The organism is Streptomyces sp. NPDC029674 (assembly GCF_044903205.1).
In the GTDB taxonomy this organism is placed as follows: Bacteria; Actinomycetota; Actinomycetes; order Streptomycetales; family Streptomycetaceae; genus Streptomyces.
The window spans coordinates 184,361-199,427 of the sequence record NZ_JBJDPY010000002.1; the positions used below are offsets into that span (position 1 = coordinate 184,361).

14 protein-coding genes and 1 tRNA gene are annotated in these 15,067 nt (G+C 69.1%); 9 read left to right on the forward strand and 6 right to left on the reverse strand.

Annotated features, from left to right (window positions below; all coding sequences use genetic code 11):
- The first annotated feature begins 132 nt into the window (after window positions 1-132).
- Window positions 133-807, forward strand: a complete 675-nt coding sequence (locus ACI2L3_RS04695) for a Crp/Fnr family transcriptional regulator (protein ID WP_016642758.1) — start codon at window positions 133-135, stop codon at window positions 805-807.
- Between the two features lie 66 nt (window positions 808-873).
- Here ACI2L3_RS04695 and ACI2L3_RS04700 read toward each other — a convergent pair whose 3' ends face one another.
- The 4 genes from ACI2L3_RS04700 to ACI2L3_RS04715 all read right to left on the reverse strand — a co-directional run bounded on the left by ACI2L3_RS04700 (window position 874) and on the right by ACI2L3_RS04715 (window position 3,466).
- Window positions 874-1,704 carry an MBL fold metallo-hydrolase gene (locus ACI2L3_RS04700; RefSeq protein ID WP_404750850.1) on the reverse strand — a complete coding sequence of 277 codons (831 nt, stop codon included), beginning with the start codon at window positions 1,702-1,704 and terminating at the stop codon, window positions 874-876.
- Window positions 1,705-1,846: 142 nt separating this feature from the next.
- Window positions 1,847-2,722 carry an NUDIX hydrolase gene (locus tag ACI2L3_RS04705; protein ID WP_404750851.1) on the reverse strand — a complete coding sequence of 292 codons (876 nt, stop codon included), beginning with the start codon at window positions 2,720-2,722 and terminating at the stop codon, window positions 1,847-1,849.
- 115 nt (window positions 2,723-2,837) lie between these two features.
- Window positions 2,838-3,308: a RidA family protein gene (locus tag ACI2L3_RS04710; protein WP_404750852.1), complete on the reverse strand. Its 471-nt coding sequence runs from the start codon at window positions 3,306-3,308 to the stop codon at window positions 2,838-2,840.
- Window positions 3,305-3,466 (reverse strand): DUF4177 domain-containing protein, encoded by a 162-nt coding sequence (locus ACI2L3_RS04715; RefSeq protein WP_003975360.1) that lies wholly within the window; start codon window positions 3,464-3,466, stop codon window positions 3,305-3,307. The genes ACI2L3_RS04710 and ACI2L3_RS04715 overlap by 4 nt, the downstream gene beginning before the upstream one ends.
- An 82-nt stretch (window positions 3,467-3,548) precedes the next feature.
- Between ACI2L3_RS04715 and ACI2L3_RS04720 the strand changes: the two genes are divergently transcribed.
- Both ACI2L3_RS04720 and ACI2L3_RS04725 read left to right on the forward strand, forming a co-directional pair.
- The gene (locus tag ACI2L3_RS04720; RefSeq protein ID WP_404750853.1) at window positions 3,549-4,529 is read left to right on the forward strand and encodes an ArsA-related P-loop ATPase; all 981 of its coding nucleotides are present in this window, start codon (window positions 3,549-3,551) and stop codon (window positions 4,527-4,529) included.
- Complete coding sequence (locus tag ACI2L3_RS04725) at window positions 4,526-5,803, forward strand: ArsA family ATPase (RefSeq protein ID WP_404750854.1); 1,278 nt, start codon at window positions 4,526-4,528, stop codon at window positions 5,801-5,803. The genes ACI2L3_RS04720 and ACI2L3_RS04725 overlap by 4 nt, the downstream gene beginning before the upstream one ends.
- Before the next feature lie 124 nt (window positions 5,804-5,927).
- Here the strand turns inward: ACI2L3_RS04725 and ACI2L3_RS04730 are convergent, their stop codons facing one another.
- Window positions 5,928-6,272, reverse strand: a complete 345-nt coding sequence (locus ACI2L3_RS04730; protein WP_030782081.1) for a WhiB family transcriptional regulator — start codon at window positions 6,270-6,272, stop codon at window positions 5,928-5,930.
- Window positions 6,273-6,656: 384 nt separating this feature from the next.
- Between ACI2L3_RS04730 and ACI2L3_RS04735 the strand changes: the two genes are divergently transcribed.
- Window positions 6,657-8,975, forward strand: coding sequence for a transglycosylase domain-containing protein (locus tag ACI2L3_RS04735; protein WP_404750855.1), 2,319 nt, complete (start codon window positions 6,657-6,659; stop codon window positions 8,973-8,975).
- Window positions 8,976-9,101: 126 nt separating this feature from the next.
- Here ACI2L3_RS04735 and ACI2L3_RS04740 read toward each other — a convergent pair whose 3' ends face one another.
- The gene (locus ACI2L3_RS04740) at window positions 9,102-9,566 is read right to left on the reverse strand and encodes a GatB/YqeY domain-containing protein (protein WP_404750856.1); all 465 of its coding nucleotides are present in this window, start codon (window positions 9,564-9,566) and stop codon (window positions 9,102-9,104) included.
- A 128-nt stretch (window positions 9,567-9,694) separates the two neighbouring features.
- On the opposite strand from ACI2L3_RS04740, the gene ACI2L3_RS04745 reads away from it, so the two are divergent.
- The 5 genes from ACI2L3_RS04745 to ACI2L3_RS04765 all read left to right on the forward strand — a co-directional run bounded on the left by ACI2L3_RS04745 (window position 9,695) and on the right by ACI2L3_RS04765 (window position 15,034).
- Window positions 9,695-10,621 (forward strand): metallophosphoesterase, encoded by a 927-nt coding sequence (locus ACI2L3_RS04745; RefSeq protein WP_404750857.1) that lies wholly within the window; start codon window positions 9,695-9,697, stop codon window positions 10,619-10,621.
- 108 nt (window positions 10,622-10,729) lie between these two features.
- Window positions 10,730-10,803, forward strand: a tRNA-Pro gene (locus tag ACI2L3_RS04750).
- Between the two features lie 669 nt (window positions 10,804-11,472).
- Entirely contained in the window at window positions 11,473-11,829 is a 357-nt protein-coding gene (locus tag ACI2L3_RS04755; RefSeq protein ID WP_404750858.1) for a hypothetical protein, read from the forward strand.
- Between the two features lie 978 nt (window positions 11,830-12,807).
- Window positions 12,808-13,056, forward strand: coding sequence for a hypothetical protein (locus tag ACI2L3_RS04760; RefSeq protein ID WP_404750859.1), 249 nt, complete (start codon window positions 12,808-12,810; stop codon window positions 13,054-13,056).
- A 469-nt stretch (window positions 13,057-13,525) separates the two neighbouring features.
- Window positions 13,526-15,034, forward strand: a complete 1,509-nt coding sequence (locus ACI2L3_RS04765; RefSeq protein WP_404750860.1) for a hypothetical protein — start codon at window positions 13,526-13,528, stop codon at window positions 15,032-15,034.
- The last annotated feature ends 33 nt before the right edge of the window (window positions 15,035-15,067 follow it).

A 15,067-nucleotide genomic window follows, 5' to 3' on the forward strand; every position in this document is an offset into this window, starting at 1 on the left:
CAGCTTGCGACGCCGGTGCGGCAGACTTGTGACTGATCACACTGTTTGGACCGTCCGGCAAAATGGGGAACACGGACCCCTGATATGCGGGGGAATCAAGATCCCCTGAGCAGGTCGACAAGGAGAGAACTCGTGGACGACGTTCTGCGGCGCGCCCCGCTCTTCGCGGCGCTCGATGACGAGCAGGCCGCGGAGCTCCGCGCCTCCATGAGTGAGGTGACGCTCGCGCGCGGGGATGCTCTTTTCCATGAGGGCGACCCAGGAGACCGCCTGTACGTGGTCACCGAGGGCAAGGTGAAGCTCCACCGCACCTCGCCCGACGGCCGCGAGAACATGCTCGCGGTGCTCGGTCCCGGCGAGCTGATCGGTGAGCTGTCGCTCTTCGACCCCGGCCCGCGGACCGCCACGGCCTCCGCCCTCACCGAGGTCAAGCTGCTCGGCCTGGGCCACGGCGACCTCCAGCCGTGGCTGAACGCCCGGCCCGAGGTCGCCGCCGCGCTGCTGCGCGCCGTCGCCCGGCGCCTGCGCAAGACCAACGACCAGATGTCCGACCTCGTCTTCTCCGACGTGCCGGGGCGGGTGGCCCGCGCGCTGCTCGACCTGTCGCGCCGCTTCGGCGTGCAGTCCGAAGAGGGCATCCACGTCGTGCACGACCTCACGCAGGAAGAGCTCGCCCAGCTGGTCGGCGCCTCCCGCGAGACGGTCAACAAGGCGCTGGCGGACTTCGCGGGCCGCGGTTGGCTGCGGCTCGAGGCCCGCGCGGTGATCCTGCTGGACGTGGAGCGGCTGGCCAAGCGGTCGCGCTGACACCGTGTCTCTACGTGGATGGGCCCCGCCTCTTCGGAGGCGGGGCCCATTCGCGCGTACCGGCCATCAGATCAAGCCGTGTTCCCGCAAGTAGTCCAGCTGCGCCCTGACCGAGAGCTCCGCGGCAGGCCACAGGGAGCGGTCCACGTCGGCGTACACGTGTGCGACGACCGCCGCGGCCTCCGTGTGCCCGTTCTCCACGGCCGTCTCGACCTGGGCCAGCCGGTGGGCGCGGTGTGCCAGGTAGAACTCGACGGCCCCCTGGGCGTCCTCCAGGACCGGCCCGTGCCCCGGCAGGACCGTGTGGACGCCGTCGTCGACCGTCAGGGAGCGCAGCCGGCGCAGGGAGTCCAGATAGTCGCCGAGGCGGCCGTCCGGGTGCGCCACGACCGTGGTGCCGCGTCCGAGGATCGTGTCGCCCGTCAGGACCGCGCGGTCGGCGGGGAGGTGGAAGCAGAGCGAGTCCGCCGTGTGGCCGGGGGTGGCGACGACGCGCATCTCCAGGCCTCCCGTGGTGATGACGTCACCGGCCGCCAGGCCCTCGTCGCCGAGGCGCAGGGCGGGGTCCAGGGCGCGTACGGGGGTACGTGTCAGCTCCGCGAAGCGTGCCGCGCCCTCCGCGTGGTCGGGGTGGCCGTGGGTGAGCAGGGTCAGGGCGACGCGCTTGCCCATCTTCTCGGCCGTCTCGATGACGTGGCTCAGATGGGCGTCGTCCAGCGGCCCCGGGTCTATGACCACCGCGAGCGGGGAGTCCGGCTCGGCGACGATCCAGGTGTTCGTGCCGTCCAGGGTCATCGCCGAGGCGTTGGGCGCGAGGACGTTGACCGCGCGGGTGGTGGCGGGGCCGGTGAGGACTCCGCCGCGGGGCTGGCCGGGGAGGGCGGCGGCATCGGTCATGCGGGGGTGACTCCTGTCTTGGCGGAGGTGTGGGCGCGGGCGGGGGTACGGGTGTGGGTACGGCGCCTCCGGAGCACTCGCGGCTGCCGGCGGGTGGGACTCGGCCGGCCTGCGGGGCTCAGCCGTCCGGCAGGCCCCGCTGTCACCGTTCGCTGCCCGCGGCGATGTGCTTCGTGAACTCGTCGTGGCCGGGCCAGGAGAGGACCAGCGTGCCGTTCTCCAGGCGTGCCTCGGCCAGGACCGGGGCCATGTCCTGGGAAGGGGCGGCCGCCAGGGCCGCGCGGGGGGACGGGTGAGGGGCCAGGGCGCGGAGGGTGGCGATCGTGGGCGGCATCATGAGGAGTTCGCCCTTGTCGTAGCCCGCGGCCGCCTCCGCCGGGCGGATCCAGACCGTGCGGTCGGCCTCCGTGGAGGCGTTCCGGGTGCGCTGGCCCTCGGGGAGTGCGGCCACGAAGAAGAACGTGTCGTAGCGCCTGGGCTCGAACTCGGGGGTGATCCAGCGGGCCCACGCGGCGAGCAGATCGCTGCGCAGGTACAGGCCTCGACGGTCGAGGAAATCCGCGAAGGAGAGGTCACGGGAGACCAGGGCCTCGCGGTCCGTCTCCCAGTCGTCGCCCGTGGTGTCGCCGACCACCGTCTCCGGAGTCGGCCCCGCGAGCAGCACGCCCGCTTCCTCATACGTCTCACGGACCGCCGCGCAGACGATCGCCTGGGCCTCGGCCTCGTCGTCGACGCCCAGCCGGGCCGCCCAGGACGCGCGCGTGGGGCCCGCCCAGCGCACCAGGTGGTCGTCGTCGCGCGGGTCGACGCCGCCGCCCGGATACGCGTACGCGCCTCCGGCGAAGGCCATGGAGGCGCGTCTGCGCAGCATGTGTACTTCAGGTGCGCCGCTGTCCGCGCCGTCCCTGAGCAGCATGACGGTCGCGGCGCGGCGCGGGGTGGCCGGAGTCAGCTCGCCGCTCGCGAGGGCGCGGATGCGGTCGGGCCACTCCGGGGGGTACCACTGCCCATTTGCCATGGGCGGAGGCTATCCCCTAGTGGGCTGATGTTCGAGAGGCAACAATCGGGCCCTACGGAGCGGCTCTTGGTGTGAACAGCCACTCCGGAGGGAGTGTTTCTCCGGAGGGACTGTTTTACGCCTCCGTGAGCTCCACCTGGAACTCGACCTCGACCGGAGCGTCCAGCGGCAGCACGGCGACGCCCACGGCGCTGCGGGCGTGCACGCCCTTGTCGCCGAGGACCTCTCCGAGGAGCTCGCTGGCGCCGTTGATCACGCCGGGCTGGCCGGTGAAATCGGGGGCCGACGCGACGAAGCCGACGACCTTCACGACGCGCGCGATGCGGTCCAGGTCACCGGCGACCGACTTGATCGCCGCGAGACCGTTCAGCGCGCAGGTGCGGGCCAGGTCCTTGGCCTCCTCCGGGGTGACCTCGCCGCCCACCTTGCCGGTGACGGCGAGCTTGCCGTCCACCATCGGGAGCTGGCCCGCGGTGTAGACGTACACGCCGGACCGGACGGCCGGCTGGTACGAGGCCAGCGGCGGCACGACCTCCGGCAGCGTCAGGCCGAGCTCGGCGAGGCGGGCCTCGACGGCGCCGCTCATGCCTGCTTCTCCCGCTTCAGGTAGGCCACGAGCTGCTCGGGGTTGTTCGGCCCGGGGACGACCTGGACCAGCTCCCAGCCGTCCTCGCCCCAGGTGTCAAGAATCTGCTTCGTGGCGTGGACGAGCAGAGGCACGGTTGCGTATTCCCACTTGGTCATATGGCCGACTGTAGTCGGTGTCAGGGGCTGCTCAGGGTGGGCTCCTGCATGGTCCGGGCGGCGACTGGTTAGGCTCGGAAGGGTGAGCAGGCTCCAGGTCGTCAGTGGCAAGGGCGGTACCGGCAAGACCACGGTGGCCGCGGCCCTCGCGCTCGCCCTCGCGACGGAGGGGAAACGCACCCTCCTCGTCGAGGTCGAGGGCAGGCAGGGCATCGCGCAGCTCTTCGAAACCGAAGCGCTGCCTTATGAGGAGCGGAAGATCGCCGTCGCTCCCGGGGGCGGGGAGGTGTATGCCCTCGCCATCGACCCCGAGCTCGCGCTGCTCGACTACCTCCAGATGTTCTACAAACTGGGGGGCGCGGGCCGGGCCCTGAAGAAACTCGGCGCCATCGACTTCGCCACCACCATCGCGCCGGGACTCCGCGACGTACTGCTGACCGGCAAGGCCTGTGAGGCCGTGCGCCGCAAGGACAAGAGCGGGCGGTACGCGTACGACTGCGTCGTCATGGACGCGCCGCCGACCGGCCGCATCACCCGCTTCCTGAACGTGAACGACGAGGTCGCCGGGCTCGCGAAGATCGGGCCGATACACAACCAGGCGCAGGCCGTGATGCGGGTCCTGAAGTCCCCCGAGACGGCCGTGCACTTGGTGACGCTGCTGGAAGAGATGCCGGTCCAGGAGACCGCCGACGGAATCGCCGAGCTGCGGGCCGCGCAACTGCCCGTGGGGCGCGTCGTCGTCAACATGGTGCGCCCGGCCCTGCTGGGCGACGCCTCACTGGAGGCGGGCCTCGACCGGACGCCTCGTACGGCCATCGCCAAGACGCTGTCCGCCGCCGGGCTCGGCGGGGCGCGGCGCGGCGGGAACGCCGAGCGGTTGGTCGAGCCGCTCCTGGAGCAGGCCGCGGAGTACGCCGAGCGGTACGCCCTGGAGCGAGACCAGCGCGCCCAGCTGGCCGGGTTCGGCCAGCCGCTGCACGAACTCCCGCTGCTCCCGGGCGGGATGGACCTCGCGGGCCTCTACGAGCTCGCCACGGAACTGCGGAAGCAAGGGATCGCATGACGAGCAGCCAGGAAGCGGCGCGGACGCTGGCCGCCGGCCGCGCGCTGGACGTGGACGCCCTGATCGACGACCCGAAGACCCGCATCGTGGTGTGCTGCGGCTCCGGCGGCGTCGGCAAGACGACCACCGCGGCCGCCATCGGGCTGCGCGCGGCGGAGCGGGGCCGCAAGGTCGTCGTGCTCACCATCGACCCGGCGCGCAGGCTCGCCCAGTCCATGGGCATCGACTCGCTCGACAACGTTCCGCGTCGGGTCAAGGCGGTCGACGGGGCCGGCGAGCTGCACGCCATGATGCTCGACATGAAGCGCACCTTCGACGAGATCGTCGAGGCGCACACGGACCGGGAGCGCGCCAAGGCGATCCTCAACAACCCCTTCTACCAGTCGCTTTCGGCGGGCTTCGCGGGCACGCAGGAGTACATGGCGATGGAGAAGCTGGGGCAGCTGCGGTCGCGGGACGAGTGGGACCTGATCGTCGTGGACACGCCGCCGTCGCGCTCGGCGCTGGATTTCCTCGACGCTCCGAAGCGCCTCGGTTCCTTCCTTGACGGGAAGCTGATCCGGCTCCTCATGGCGCCGGCGAAGGTGGGCGGCCGGGCCGGGATGAAGTTCCTGAATGTCGGCATGTCGATGATGACGGGGGCCCTCGGCAAGCTGCTCGGCGGGCAGCTGCTGCGTGACGTGCAGATGTTCGTGACGGCGATGGACAGCATGTTCGGCGGTTTCCGTACGCGGGCCGACGCGACGTACCGGCTGTTGCAGGCGCCCGGCACGGCGTTCCTCGTGGTGGCTTCGCCGGAGCGGGACGCGCTGCGGGAGGCCGCGTACTTCGTGGAGCGGCTCGCCGCGGACGACATGCCGCTGGCGGGGCTCGTACTGAACCGGGTGCACGGCAGCGGCGCCGCCCAGCTGTCGGCCGAGCGGGCGCTGGCCGCCGCGGAAAATCTTGAGGAGAGCGGCATTGTGGATCAGGGGGACGGGAAGGTAGAGGTTCGTAACTCCCCCGAGAACCCAGCGACTTCAGAGAACCCGGCGCCTTCGGAAGGCCCCGCTCCGGATCCCTCACGCTCTCCCGACCCGTCCGTGGAGCAGTTGACCGCCGCCCTGCTGCGGCTGCACGCGGAGCGCATGCAGCTGCTCTCCCGCGAGCAGCGCACGCGTGATCGCTTCACCGCGCGGCACCCCGAGGTGGCGGTGGCCGAGGTGGCCGCGCTGCCCGGAGACGTGCATGACCTCGCGGGGCTCCGGGCCGTAGGGGACCGGCTGGCGGGCTGACGGATCGTGGGGTTCACCGGCCCGGACGCCCCGACGCGGGACTCTCCGCCCCGCGCGTAGGTTCGCATCACTGTGCGCGTGGCTTCGTCAGCACCGCGCGCGTGGGTTTCCTCGCCCTGACGGCCTACCCCACCGCCGCGTAGCTCTCGTACGTCTCCTCGTCCTCCAAGTCCACGGGCAGCAGGCCCGCGCCGCGCTCGTACTCGGAGCGCGCAGTCTCCAGGAGCCTGCGCCATGAGGTGACAGTGGGACGCCTGCGCAGCAAGGCGCGGCGCTCCCGCTCCGTCATGCCACCCCACACGCCGAACTCGACGCGATTGTCCAGCGCGTCGGCCAGGCATTCGGTCCGCACCGGACATCCGGTGCACACCGCCTTGGCCCTGTTCTGCGCTGCTCCTTGAACGAACAGTTCATCCGGATCGGTAGTGCGGCAGGCCGCCTGCGCACTCCAGTCGGTTACCCAGCCCATACCGGCGCCGTCCTCTCCCGAATCGAGGCTCCCCCACGGCGGCAGCGGCATATGCACCGCCGCCAGTTGAGGACGTTACGGAAGGTGGGCACAGCGCAACACCCCCTTCGGGCCCAATCTTGGATGGCCCGAACGGACTATGCGTAAGCGGCAGATCACCCGACGGAGTGAGCGGGCGACATACGTGCGGAACCCGGCATTCCGGGACAGTTCAGTTGAGTCACAACGGACACCGAGCGCCACACAAGGCGAATTCGGACAGGAAATCGACGGATCCGGGAGCGACGAAGGGCTTGTTGCCGAACCGCACTGCTGTGACAGTTGGGAGCAGCTTAGGCCAAGGCATTAAGGCCTGTCCGGCGAATCAGAACGTAGGCTGCCCTCATGGGAAAGAAGCGCTCGGGCGGTGGTCTGTCACCAACTCAGCAGGCCGCGAAGTTCCTAGGAGTCAGCGTCCTGGCGGGTGCGGTGCTGGCCGGGATCGCCCTGCCCGCGGCCGGGGCACTGGGCCTGGCGGCCAAGGGCTCGGTCGAGTCGTTCGACGAGATCCCCGCCAACCTCAAACAGCCGCCGCTCAGTCAGCGCACCACGATCCTGGACAACAAGGGCGGATCGATCGCCACGGTCTACTCGCGTGACCGCACGGTCGTCCCGCTCAAGGACATCTCGCCGTACATGCAGAAGGCGATCGTCGCGATCGAGGACGCCCGCTTCTACGAGCACGGCGCGGTCGACCTCAAGGGCATCCTGCGCGCGCTCAACCAGAACGCGCAGAGCGGCGGCGTCTCGCAGGGCGCGTCCACGCTCACGCAGCAGTACGTGAAGAACGTCTTCGTGGAGGAGGCCGGCGACGACCCGACGAAGGTCGCCGAGGCCACGCAGCAGACGCTCGGCCGGAAGATCCGCGAGCTGAAGTACGCGATTCAGGTCGAGGACAAGCTGGGCAAGAAGCGCATCCTCAAGAACTACCTGAACATCACCTACTTCGGTCAGCAGGCGTACGGCATCGAGGCCGCGGCCCAGCGGTACTTCTCCAAGCACGCCAAGGACCTGAAGCTCCAGGAGGCCGCGCTCCTCGCCGGCATCGTGCAGTCGCCCAGCCGGTACGACCCGGTCAACGACGCGGCCGAGGCCACCAAGCGGCGCAACGTGGTGCTGCAGCGGATGGCCGAGACGCACGACATCTCGCAGGGTGAGGCCGACGAGGCCAAGAAGACCGACCTCGGCCTGAAGGTGAGCCGGCCCAAGAACGGCTGCATCACCTCGGTCAGCGGCGCCGGCTTCTTCTGCGACTACGTGCGCGAGGTGTTCCTCAACGACCCGGTCTTCGGCAAGACGAAGGAAGAGCGGGCCAAGGTCTGGAACCGGGGCGGTCTGAAGGTCCGCACGACGCTGGATCCGCAGGCCCAGGACTCGGTGCAGGCCTCGATAAAGGATCACGTGAACAAGACCGACGACGTGGCGACCGCCGCCACCATCGTCGAGCCCGGCACGGGCAAGATCCTCGGCATGGGCCAGTCCCGTCCCTACGGCTTCAAGAAGGACGAGACCACGATCAACCTCTCTGTGGACGACTCCATGGGCGGCGGCGCGGGCTACCAGCCCGGTTCGACGTTCAAGCCGATCGTCGCGGCGGCGGCCCTGGAGGGCGGCAAGTCCGCGGGGCAGAGCTACTCGTCCCCGTACGAGATGCCGTATCCGCAGCGGGTGGCCGCCTGTGACGGCAAGCAGTGGGTGAACTCGGGCGGCGCGAAGCTGACCAACGAGAACGAGTCCGAGGTCGGCCCGTACGGCATGGAGGAAGCGACCGCGAAGTCGGTCAACACCTACTACGTGCAGCTCATCGGCGACATCGGCATCTGCCCGGTGACGAAGATGGCCGACAAGATGGGCGTGAAGCGGGCCGACGGCAAGGAGATCGTGCAGGCGCCGTCGATCGCCCTCGGCACCCAGGAGATGTCGCCGCTGACGATGGCGGGCGCGTACGCCTCCTTCGCCTCGCGCGGAACGTACTGCACGCCGATCGCCATCGAGTCGATCACGACGCTCGGCGGCAAGTCGCTGCCGGTGCCGAAGTCGACGTGCTCGCGCGCCATGTCGGAGAAGACGGCCGACACCATCAACACGCTCCTCCAGGGCGTGGTCGAGGACGGCACGGGCAAGAAGGCCGGCCTCGGCTCCCGCCCGAGCGCGGGCAAGACGGGTACGACCGACTACCGCTACGCCGCCTGGTTCGTGGGCTACACCCCGAACATGTCGGGCGCGGTCTGGGTCGGTGACCCGATGCACAAGCGGCAGATGGTCGACATCACCATCGGCGGAGTCCCGTACGACAAGGTCTTCGGCGGCGAGGTGCCGGGCCCGATCTGGCGCGACGCGATGAGCGGCGCCCTCGCGGGCAAGCCGTCACCGGGCTTCAACACGGTCCACATCCCCGGCGGGGGCAAGGACAAGGACCGGGACCACGGCGGCGGCCACGACGACGGCAAGCCGGGCGGTGACGGCAGCAACGGGAACGGCGGTGGCAGCGGTCACGGCGGCGGCGGCGGTGGCGGTGGCGGGATCGGTGGTGGGGGCGGCGGCGAGCCGTGGCCCGACTTCTCCATCCCGCCGGACGTCCTCGGCGGGAATGGGAACGGCGGCGGCCAGGGTGGCGGCGGGAACGGCATCGGGGGCGGGATCGGCGGCGGCTGGCCCCGGTAGTCTCCCCGTTCCCCGCTCTGTGATCTCTCCTGTACGTGGATGAGGGCGCCCCCTGAAGCAGGGGGCGCCCTCATCGGCGTACCGAATCCACGTACCGACTGAGTGATCGATCCGATCGATCCGCTCTCAGCCCGCGAGGAGCTTCTTGACCGTGGCGGCGACGCGGCCGCCCTCGGCCAGACCCGCGACCTTCGGGTTCACGATCTTCATGACCTGGCCCATGGCGCGCGGCCCCTCCGCGCCGGCGGCCCTGGCCTCTTCCACGGCCTGGGCGACGATCTCCTGGAGCTCGTCGTCGGAGAGCTGCTTGGGGAGGTACTCGGCGAGGATCTCGCCCTCCGCCTTCTCCTTCGCGGCCTGCTCGGCGCGGCCGCCGTCGGCGAAGGCCTCGGCGGCCTCGCGGCGCTTCTTCGCCTCGCGGGCGATCACCTTCTGCACCTCGTCGTCGGAGAGCTCGCGCGCTTCCTTGCCCGCGACCTCCTCCTTCGTGATCGCGGTGAGGGTCAGCCGGAGCGTCGAGGAGCGCAGCTCGTCGCGCCCCCGGATGGCGGCGGTGAGGTCTTCGTGCAGCTTCGCCTTGAGCGTGGTCATGGGTTGATTGTGGCAGGTGCGGGGAGCTGCCTGCCCCTCGATTTCCGCCGGGCGGGCCCTTTGTGGGCGGGCGTTGGGCTCGAACGCCCTCCGGCCGACGTGCTGACGGTGTCTGACACGATGGGGGAATGCGCGCGCGATACGCAGTACCTCTGGGCATCACGGCGACGGCCGCGGCCGGTCTCGCCTACTCGTTCGGCATCGAGCCCCGTTCCTTCCGGCTGAGGCGGGTCACCGTGCCCGTACTGCCGTCGGGGATGCGGCCCCTGCGGGTCCTTCAGGTCTCCGACATCCACATGGTGTCCGGCCAGCGCAAGAAGCAGCGGTGGCTGCGCTCGCTGGCCGGTCTGCGGCCCGACTTCGTGATCAACACGGGCGACAACCTGTCCGACCCGGAGGGCGTCCCGGAGACGCTGGACGCGCTCGGCCCGCTGATGGAGTTCCCCGGGGCGTACGTCTTCGGCTCGAACGACTACTACGGCCCGAGGCTGCGTAACCCCGCCCGCTACCTGCTCGAGAAGGCGCAGGGCAAGCACGGCCTGAACGGAAACGCCCCCGCGGTCGGCGTCGTCCACAACCCGTGGGAGGGCCTGCGCGACGGCTTCGACGAGGCGGGCTGGGTCAACCTCACGAACACCCGCGGCTCACTGAAGATCGACGGCTACGAGATCGGCCTCACCGGCCTGGACGACCCGCACATCAAGCGCGACCGGTACGCGCACGTGGCGGGCGGCCCGGACGCCGGCGCCGACTTCTCGATGGGCATCGTGCACGCGCCGTACCTGCGCTCCCTGGACGCGTTCACGGCCGACGGCTACCCGCTGATCCTCGCCGGCCACACCCACGGCGGCCAGCTCTGCATCCCCTTCTACGGAGCCCTGGTCACCAACTGCGACCTGGACACGGACCGCGTGAAGGGCCTCTCCCGGCACGAGGCGGAGGGCCGGCAGTCGTTCCTGCACGTGTCCGCCGGATGCGGGGCGAGCCGCTACACCCCGATGCGCTTCGCATGCCCTCCGGAGGCGACGCTGCTCACGCTGGCCCCCCGGGTCTGAGGCCCGTCCCCCGGGGCTCAGGAAACCGGATTTCGTCTCCGGCCGCCCGTCCGCTAAAGTAATCGATGTCGCCACGACCTGCCCGCCAGGCCAGTGGAGCAACGACATCGGGGTGTAGCGCAGCTTGGCAGCGCGCTTCGTTCGGGACGAAGAGGTCGTGGGTTCAAATCCCGCCACCCCGACAGCTGAAACACCAGGTCAAGGGCCTGATCCTCTCTGAGGGTCAGGCCCTTGCTGCGTCTCCGGTGACCGTTTGGGAGAAATCTGGGAGAAGATCTTGGTCGGGGTCTCCCGGAGGGCTGTGGCTGCGTCGGCCTGAGCACCTTGCCGCCGGGCCTTGTCCGTGTGCGCGCTCGTGAAGTGGGTGCGGAGCGACCCAATGCTGCGGCACTGGCCATGCCTCGTCAGAACCGGCTCGATACCGGGCGGTGACGTCATGGCGACCGCTTGCGCCCAAGTCCGGTCAACGGGCGTCACCGAGCGCTTGGACAGGCGATGTCGGGGGCCGTCACGTCAGCATGGCTTCCGTAGTCCTGTGTGAGGACGTGGTGAGGAGCGCAAGCGCGTCAGCAGAAGAACACGGCGGCAACGCAGCGTCATATCGCCGAGATCAAGGAAGCGCTCAGCGCGAAGTCCTGACGGGGCCAGCCTCAGGCGGAGCCGCAGGGGTAGGCATCGCAGAGGAGCGTTCCCGATCGGGATCAGGGCTCCCGGGAAGGCGCCGTGAAGGAGCAGACTCACGCTGACCCACGATGTGTTGGCCCTGGTGCGGCATATCGCGTACGAGCAGCCGACCGCAAGGCCGTGTGGCACGTGAATGAGCGCGCGCGAATGAATACGGAGCATCAAGAATGCAAATCGCTAGCTGGGAACGCAACTTTCAGGTTTGGCACTACACGTTCAGCTATGCGCAGCTTTTGCTGCGAAGCGGGCAGCGAGATGACATGGACAAGCGCATTGACGTCCTGTTTTCGAGAGTTCGCCACATGGAGCTCCCGCATGAGTTGAATGAGCTCACTATTGACGAGCTCCCGGTCTCAGGGGAGGACCTACCTGCAGGCGCTTCCATCGAGTACGGCGTTCCATGCAAGCTTTTCCTGATCAACGGCGGAATTGGGAAAATTTACGCCGGAGGCTGTAAATGGCACGAAGATTATGAATGGCTCGATGCGCCATCGCATTTTGGCCCTCTTCGAGGAGACAAGTGACGGATCGCCTCACAAGAATGCGCTCCGTGAATACTGGGCGGTGAGCCTCTGGGGAGTGTGAACTCCAGGCTTCATCGAGGCCCCCTCCAGGACGGTGCGCGTCTGGATATTCCCCGAAGAGTTCTCCGACTCTCCAGCAATCCAGCCCGATGGCTTTTGATCCCCATCCTGCTTCCGTGGTGTAGCCGACGCCCTGCGCCTTGGGAGGGGACTCGCCCTCGGGAAGCGGCTCCCCGGTGGCTTCCAGCGGGTGGCGTTGCTTCTTCGAGCGTGCTGCGCGCCGCGTGCGCCCCGGGGAGAGTCACGGAACGTATCAACCTCCGCCCACGGTGCTACGAGAGAGCCGGAACTGACCCACTCCTGAAGGCCGGCGGCATCACCTTCGAGGAACCGCACGTGGATCCAGCCAGACCTGCCAGGGCCGCCCACTCGAACGACCTCCACCTGGCGAACCGCGCTCCCCAAGCTTGCGCGTGCCTGAAGTGACATGGGCGCAGCGCGCCGAAAAGGTCGGCAGGCCGACCTTCACCTCGGCGATGACCGAGGTAACCGAACTGCCTGGTCATGCCAGTTGCGCGGCTTACCCCCAGGCATGTAGGGCGCGAAGGACAGGGACGTGCATGGGGCCGCGGGGTACAGCCGATGGCCGTAGCAGCAGGGTCGGGCCGATTCAAGCAGCCGCGAAAACCCGAGCCCGTGGCGGCATCACGCGACTCATTCAAGAGCCAGAGCTCGCAAAGTCGCAGGTCAGAAGCCGTGAATGAGGACGGCGAACAGCACATGCCGGAGGGGCACCACAGCGGCTGCCGGCAAATTCGCGAGAACTCGAATCGGCTCCCCGCGCGGTGCAGTCTCCTCCGTGTCCGGGGGCGCCACCGGACACGGCCAACGGACTTGCGTGGCTAACTCCCCGCCGGTCCAAGGTCCCTTCACCCATTCACCGCGTGCTGCCGCACGCCCGAGAAACGAAGGTTTGCCATGCCCACTACAAACGGCCACCCGGATGACCCGCAGCCGGACGGAACGCCGCCGACCGAGCCGCACACGCCGGACGAGATGCCTGCGGAGCGCCCGCACTCACAGGACGTCCTCGCCTGGGTCACCGTCGGGCTGTCCGCAGTCTGCTGCACCGCCGGTGTGGTCCTCTCCCTGACCGGCCACGCGGAAACAGGCATCGCCCTCATCGGCGCCGGATCCTTGGAACGAGGCGTCAGTACCCGGAAGTAAGGCAGGGTCGTGACGCGGGCCTCTGCTGCCGGACCCATCCCGTCCGGCGGCAGAGGCCCAAGTACATCGCCAGACGAGCGTCGAGCGCCAACTCCCATTGCGTCTGCTCGCCGAAGGCATCGACGCGCAAGCCGTGTACGGGAGTGAGCTGGGACCACGAAGACCTCCGCTCGCGAGCCACGCCGACGTATTCCACCCTGCGGCGATCCATCATGGCCAACCGCTTCTTCGCCGTCCCCGAAGAACCTCATCACCGCCGTCAAGTGGAGCCTGCGACAGCTCCGGTACCGCAATGACGACATCACGATGCAGAAAGGTCCGGCAACCGCCCTGCCAAGTCGCGATCATTGAGCGGGCAGCTGCTGGGCAGAGCAGAGCGCATCGCATCGCATCGCCAACTGCTGCACGTGTCACCCCATTCCAGTGAAGGGAGAGGTACTCAATGGTTCCCCGCGGACCGGACTGCACCGTGACCGCCCTGGTCGAAGTGCAAGGCGGACAGCCTCAGTGGGAGAGAGCCAGGCAGAGGATTCAGGAGCTGGGGTGGCCGTGTCACGAGCTCAGTGCCAAAGAACGGCGCACGGTACGCCGGGCTTTCGGCCCCGCTGCCGGGGTCAGCGAGTTCTTCTGGGTGCGGGTTCCGGTCACCGGTTCCTCTTGGCGTGCTGACCGTGAAGCCGCTTGGCAAGTCACGGAGCTGAGCCGGTCCGCACAGGCAGTTCTGTACGGCCGCCTGTTCCGGCTCGACGAGACCGATCGCGTGATGGAGCCCGAGTGGCAGGCGCACTCGACGGGACGCCGGAACGAGAGCGCTGCCGCGCAGGGATTCCGTCGGTACTGGCGGGCAGTCGCGCGGTGGTGCGCCACACGCACCGGGCTCCTCGACGTTCGCGTCCGCATCCATGCGGGTAGGGACGCTGCCTTGCACCTCGCGCGGCACCTGCGCGCGGACGGGCCACGCTCCGACATCAGCGTGCGGCCCCTCGACGGCAGAGGGCGCGTCGGCACTGTCCAGCACCGGGAAGACGCCCTGAACCGGGCGCTGGCGCTCTTCGGCGTGCCTCTGCTCGCCATGGCTCTTTTCTTGACGACCGCCCAGCACACGAAGCCCCCGGTCGCGGCGGTGTGCTGGCTTCTTGCTCTCATCTGCGCGGTCCCCGCTTGGTGGACGGCGTTCACGTTGCCCGCGGCCCGCACGAAGCTCGGCTGTCTGGCCTCCTGTGTCGTGGCCACCTTGGCGGTGGCCGTCTACGCACTCGGTGTCCCGGGGTTCATCGACGGGGTCGAGCCGCGAACCGCCTGGGTGGTGGCGGTCATCGCCTTCTATGTGACCGGTCTGATCCTGCTGGGCCGCCGCTGGCGATGGCAGGTTCTGGCCGTGACCGTCCTGCCGCTGCTCGCCACACTGCTCGTCGCGGCACTGCCATTCACCGGACGGATCTTGCAGGACGGCTACGCCGACGAGCTTTCCCTGACCCCTGAAGAGACGGCGGTCAGCGGTGTGTATCAACTCGCGGCAGCCGTGAAGCTGTTGTGGCCCATCCTCGCTGCCGTCTTCCTCGTGGCCGCCGCCTGGGGTGTTCTGCGCTACTTCCACTTCATACGCCCACGGAGCGTCTCCGCAGGCACCATGGCCGCCCTCACGCTCGTCCTTGCCCTGCTCATCGCAGTTGAGTGGACTCTCGCGTCACCTCAGCAGGCAGCGGACAAACTGACGGAGGCGGCCAGCCGGCGCACCGAGGCACCGCCGTACTTCGGTATCTCGGCGGACTGGGTCTGCGTGCGTCCGACCGTCTCGGCCCGTGCCCTCAACGAGCGGGGTGGAAAGCTTTCACCCCGCACCCCGTACCTCTCGTTCGGAGTCGCCGAGGACAACGTAGTTCTGTGGAACCCCTCGACCGGCCGGCCTCTACGTGTCCCCGCCGGACAGGTGAAGGTACTGAATGTCGCGAGTCCGGGGCGCTCTTGCCCCGCTTGAGGGCGATGTGGATCCCAGGACGACCTCCGCCGC

Bases quoted from the DNA above. Each gene is read 5' to 3' on its own strand.
- ACI2L3_RS04740 (WP_404750856.1), bottom strand. From the start codon at position 9,566: ATGACCACGCTCAAGGCGAAGCTGCACGAAGACCTCACCGCCGCCATC.
- ACI2L3_RS04705 (WP_404750851.1), bottom strand. From the start codon at position 2,722: ATGGCAAATGGGCAGTGGTACCCCCCGGAGTGGCCCGACCGCATCCGC.
- ACI2L3_RS04710 (WP_404750852.1), bottom strand. From the start codon at position 3,308: ATGAGCGGCGCCGTCGAGGCCCGCCTCGCCGAGCTCGGCCTGACGCTG.
- ACI2L3_RS04755 (WP_404750858.1), top strand. From the start codon at position 11,473: ATGCAAATCGCTAGCTGGGAACGCAACTTTCAGGTTTGGCACTACACG.
- ACI2L3_RS04715 (WP_003975360.1), bottom strand. From the start codon at position 3,466: ATGACCAAGTGGGAATACGCAACCGTGCCTCTGCTCGTCCACGCCACG.
- ACI2L3_RS04745 (WP_404750857.1), top strand. From the start codon at position 9,695: ATGCGCGCGCGATACGCAGTACCTCTGGGCATCACGGCGACGGCCGCG.
- ACI2L3_RS04735 (WP_404750855.1), top strand. From the start codon at position 6,657: ATGGGAAAGAAGCGCTCGGGCGGTGGTCTGTCACCAACTCAGCAGGCC.
- ACI2L3_RS04760 (WP_404750859.1), top strand. From the start codon at position 12,808: ATGCCCACTACAAACGGCCACCCGGATGACCCGCAGCCGGACGGAACG.
- ACI2L3_RS04725 (WP_404750854.1), top strand. From the start codon at position 4,526: ATGACGAGCAGCCAGGAAGCGGCGCGGACGCTGGCCGCCGGCCGCGCG.
- ACI2L3_RS04700 (WP_404750850.1), bottom strand. From the start codon at position 1,704: ATGACCGATGCCGCCGCCCTCCCCGGCCAGCCCCGCGGCGGAGTCCTC.
- ACI2L3_RS04730 (WP_030782081.1), bottom strand. From the start codon at position 6,272: ATGGGCTGGGTAACCGACTGGAGTGCGCAGGCGGCCTGCCGCACTACC.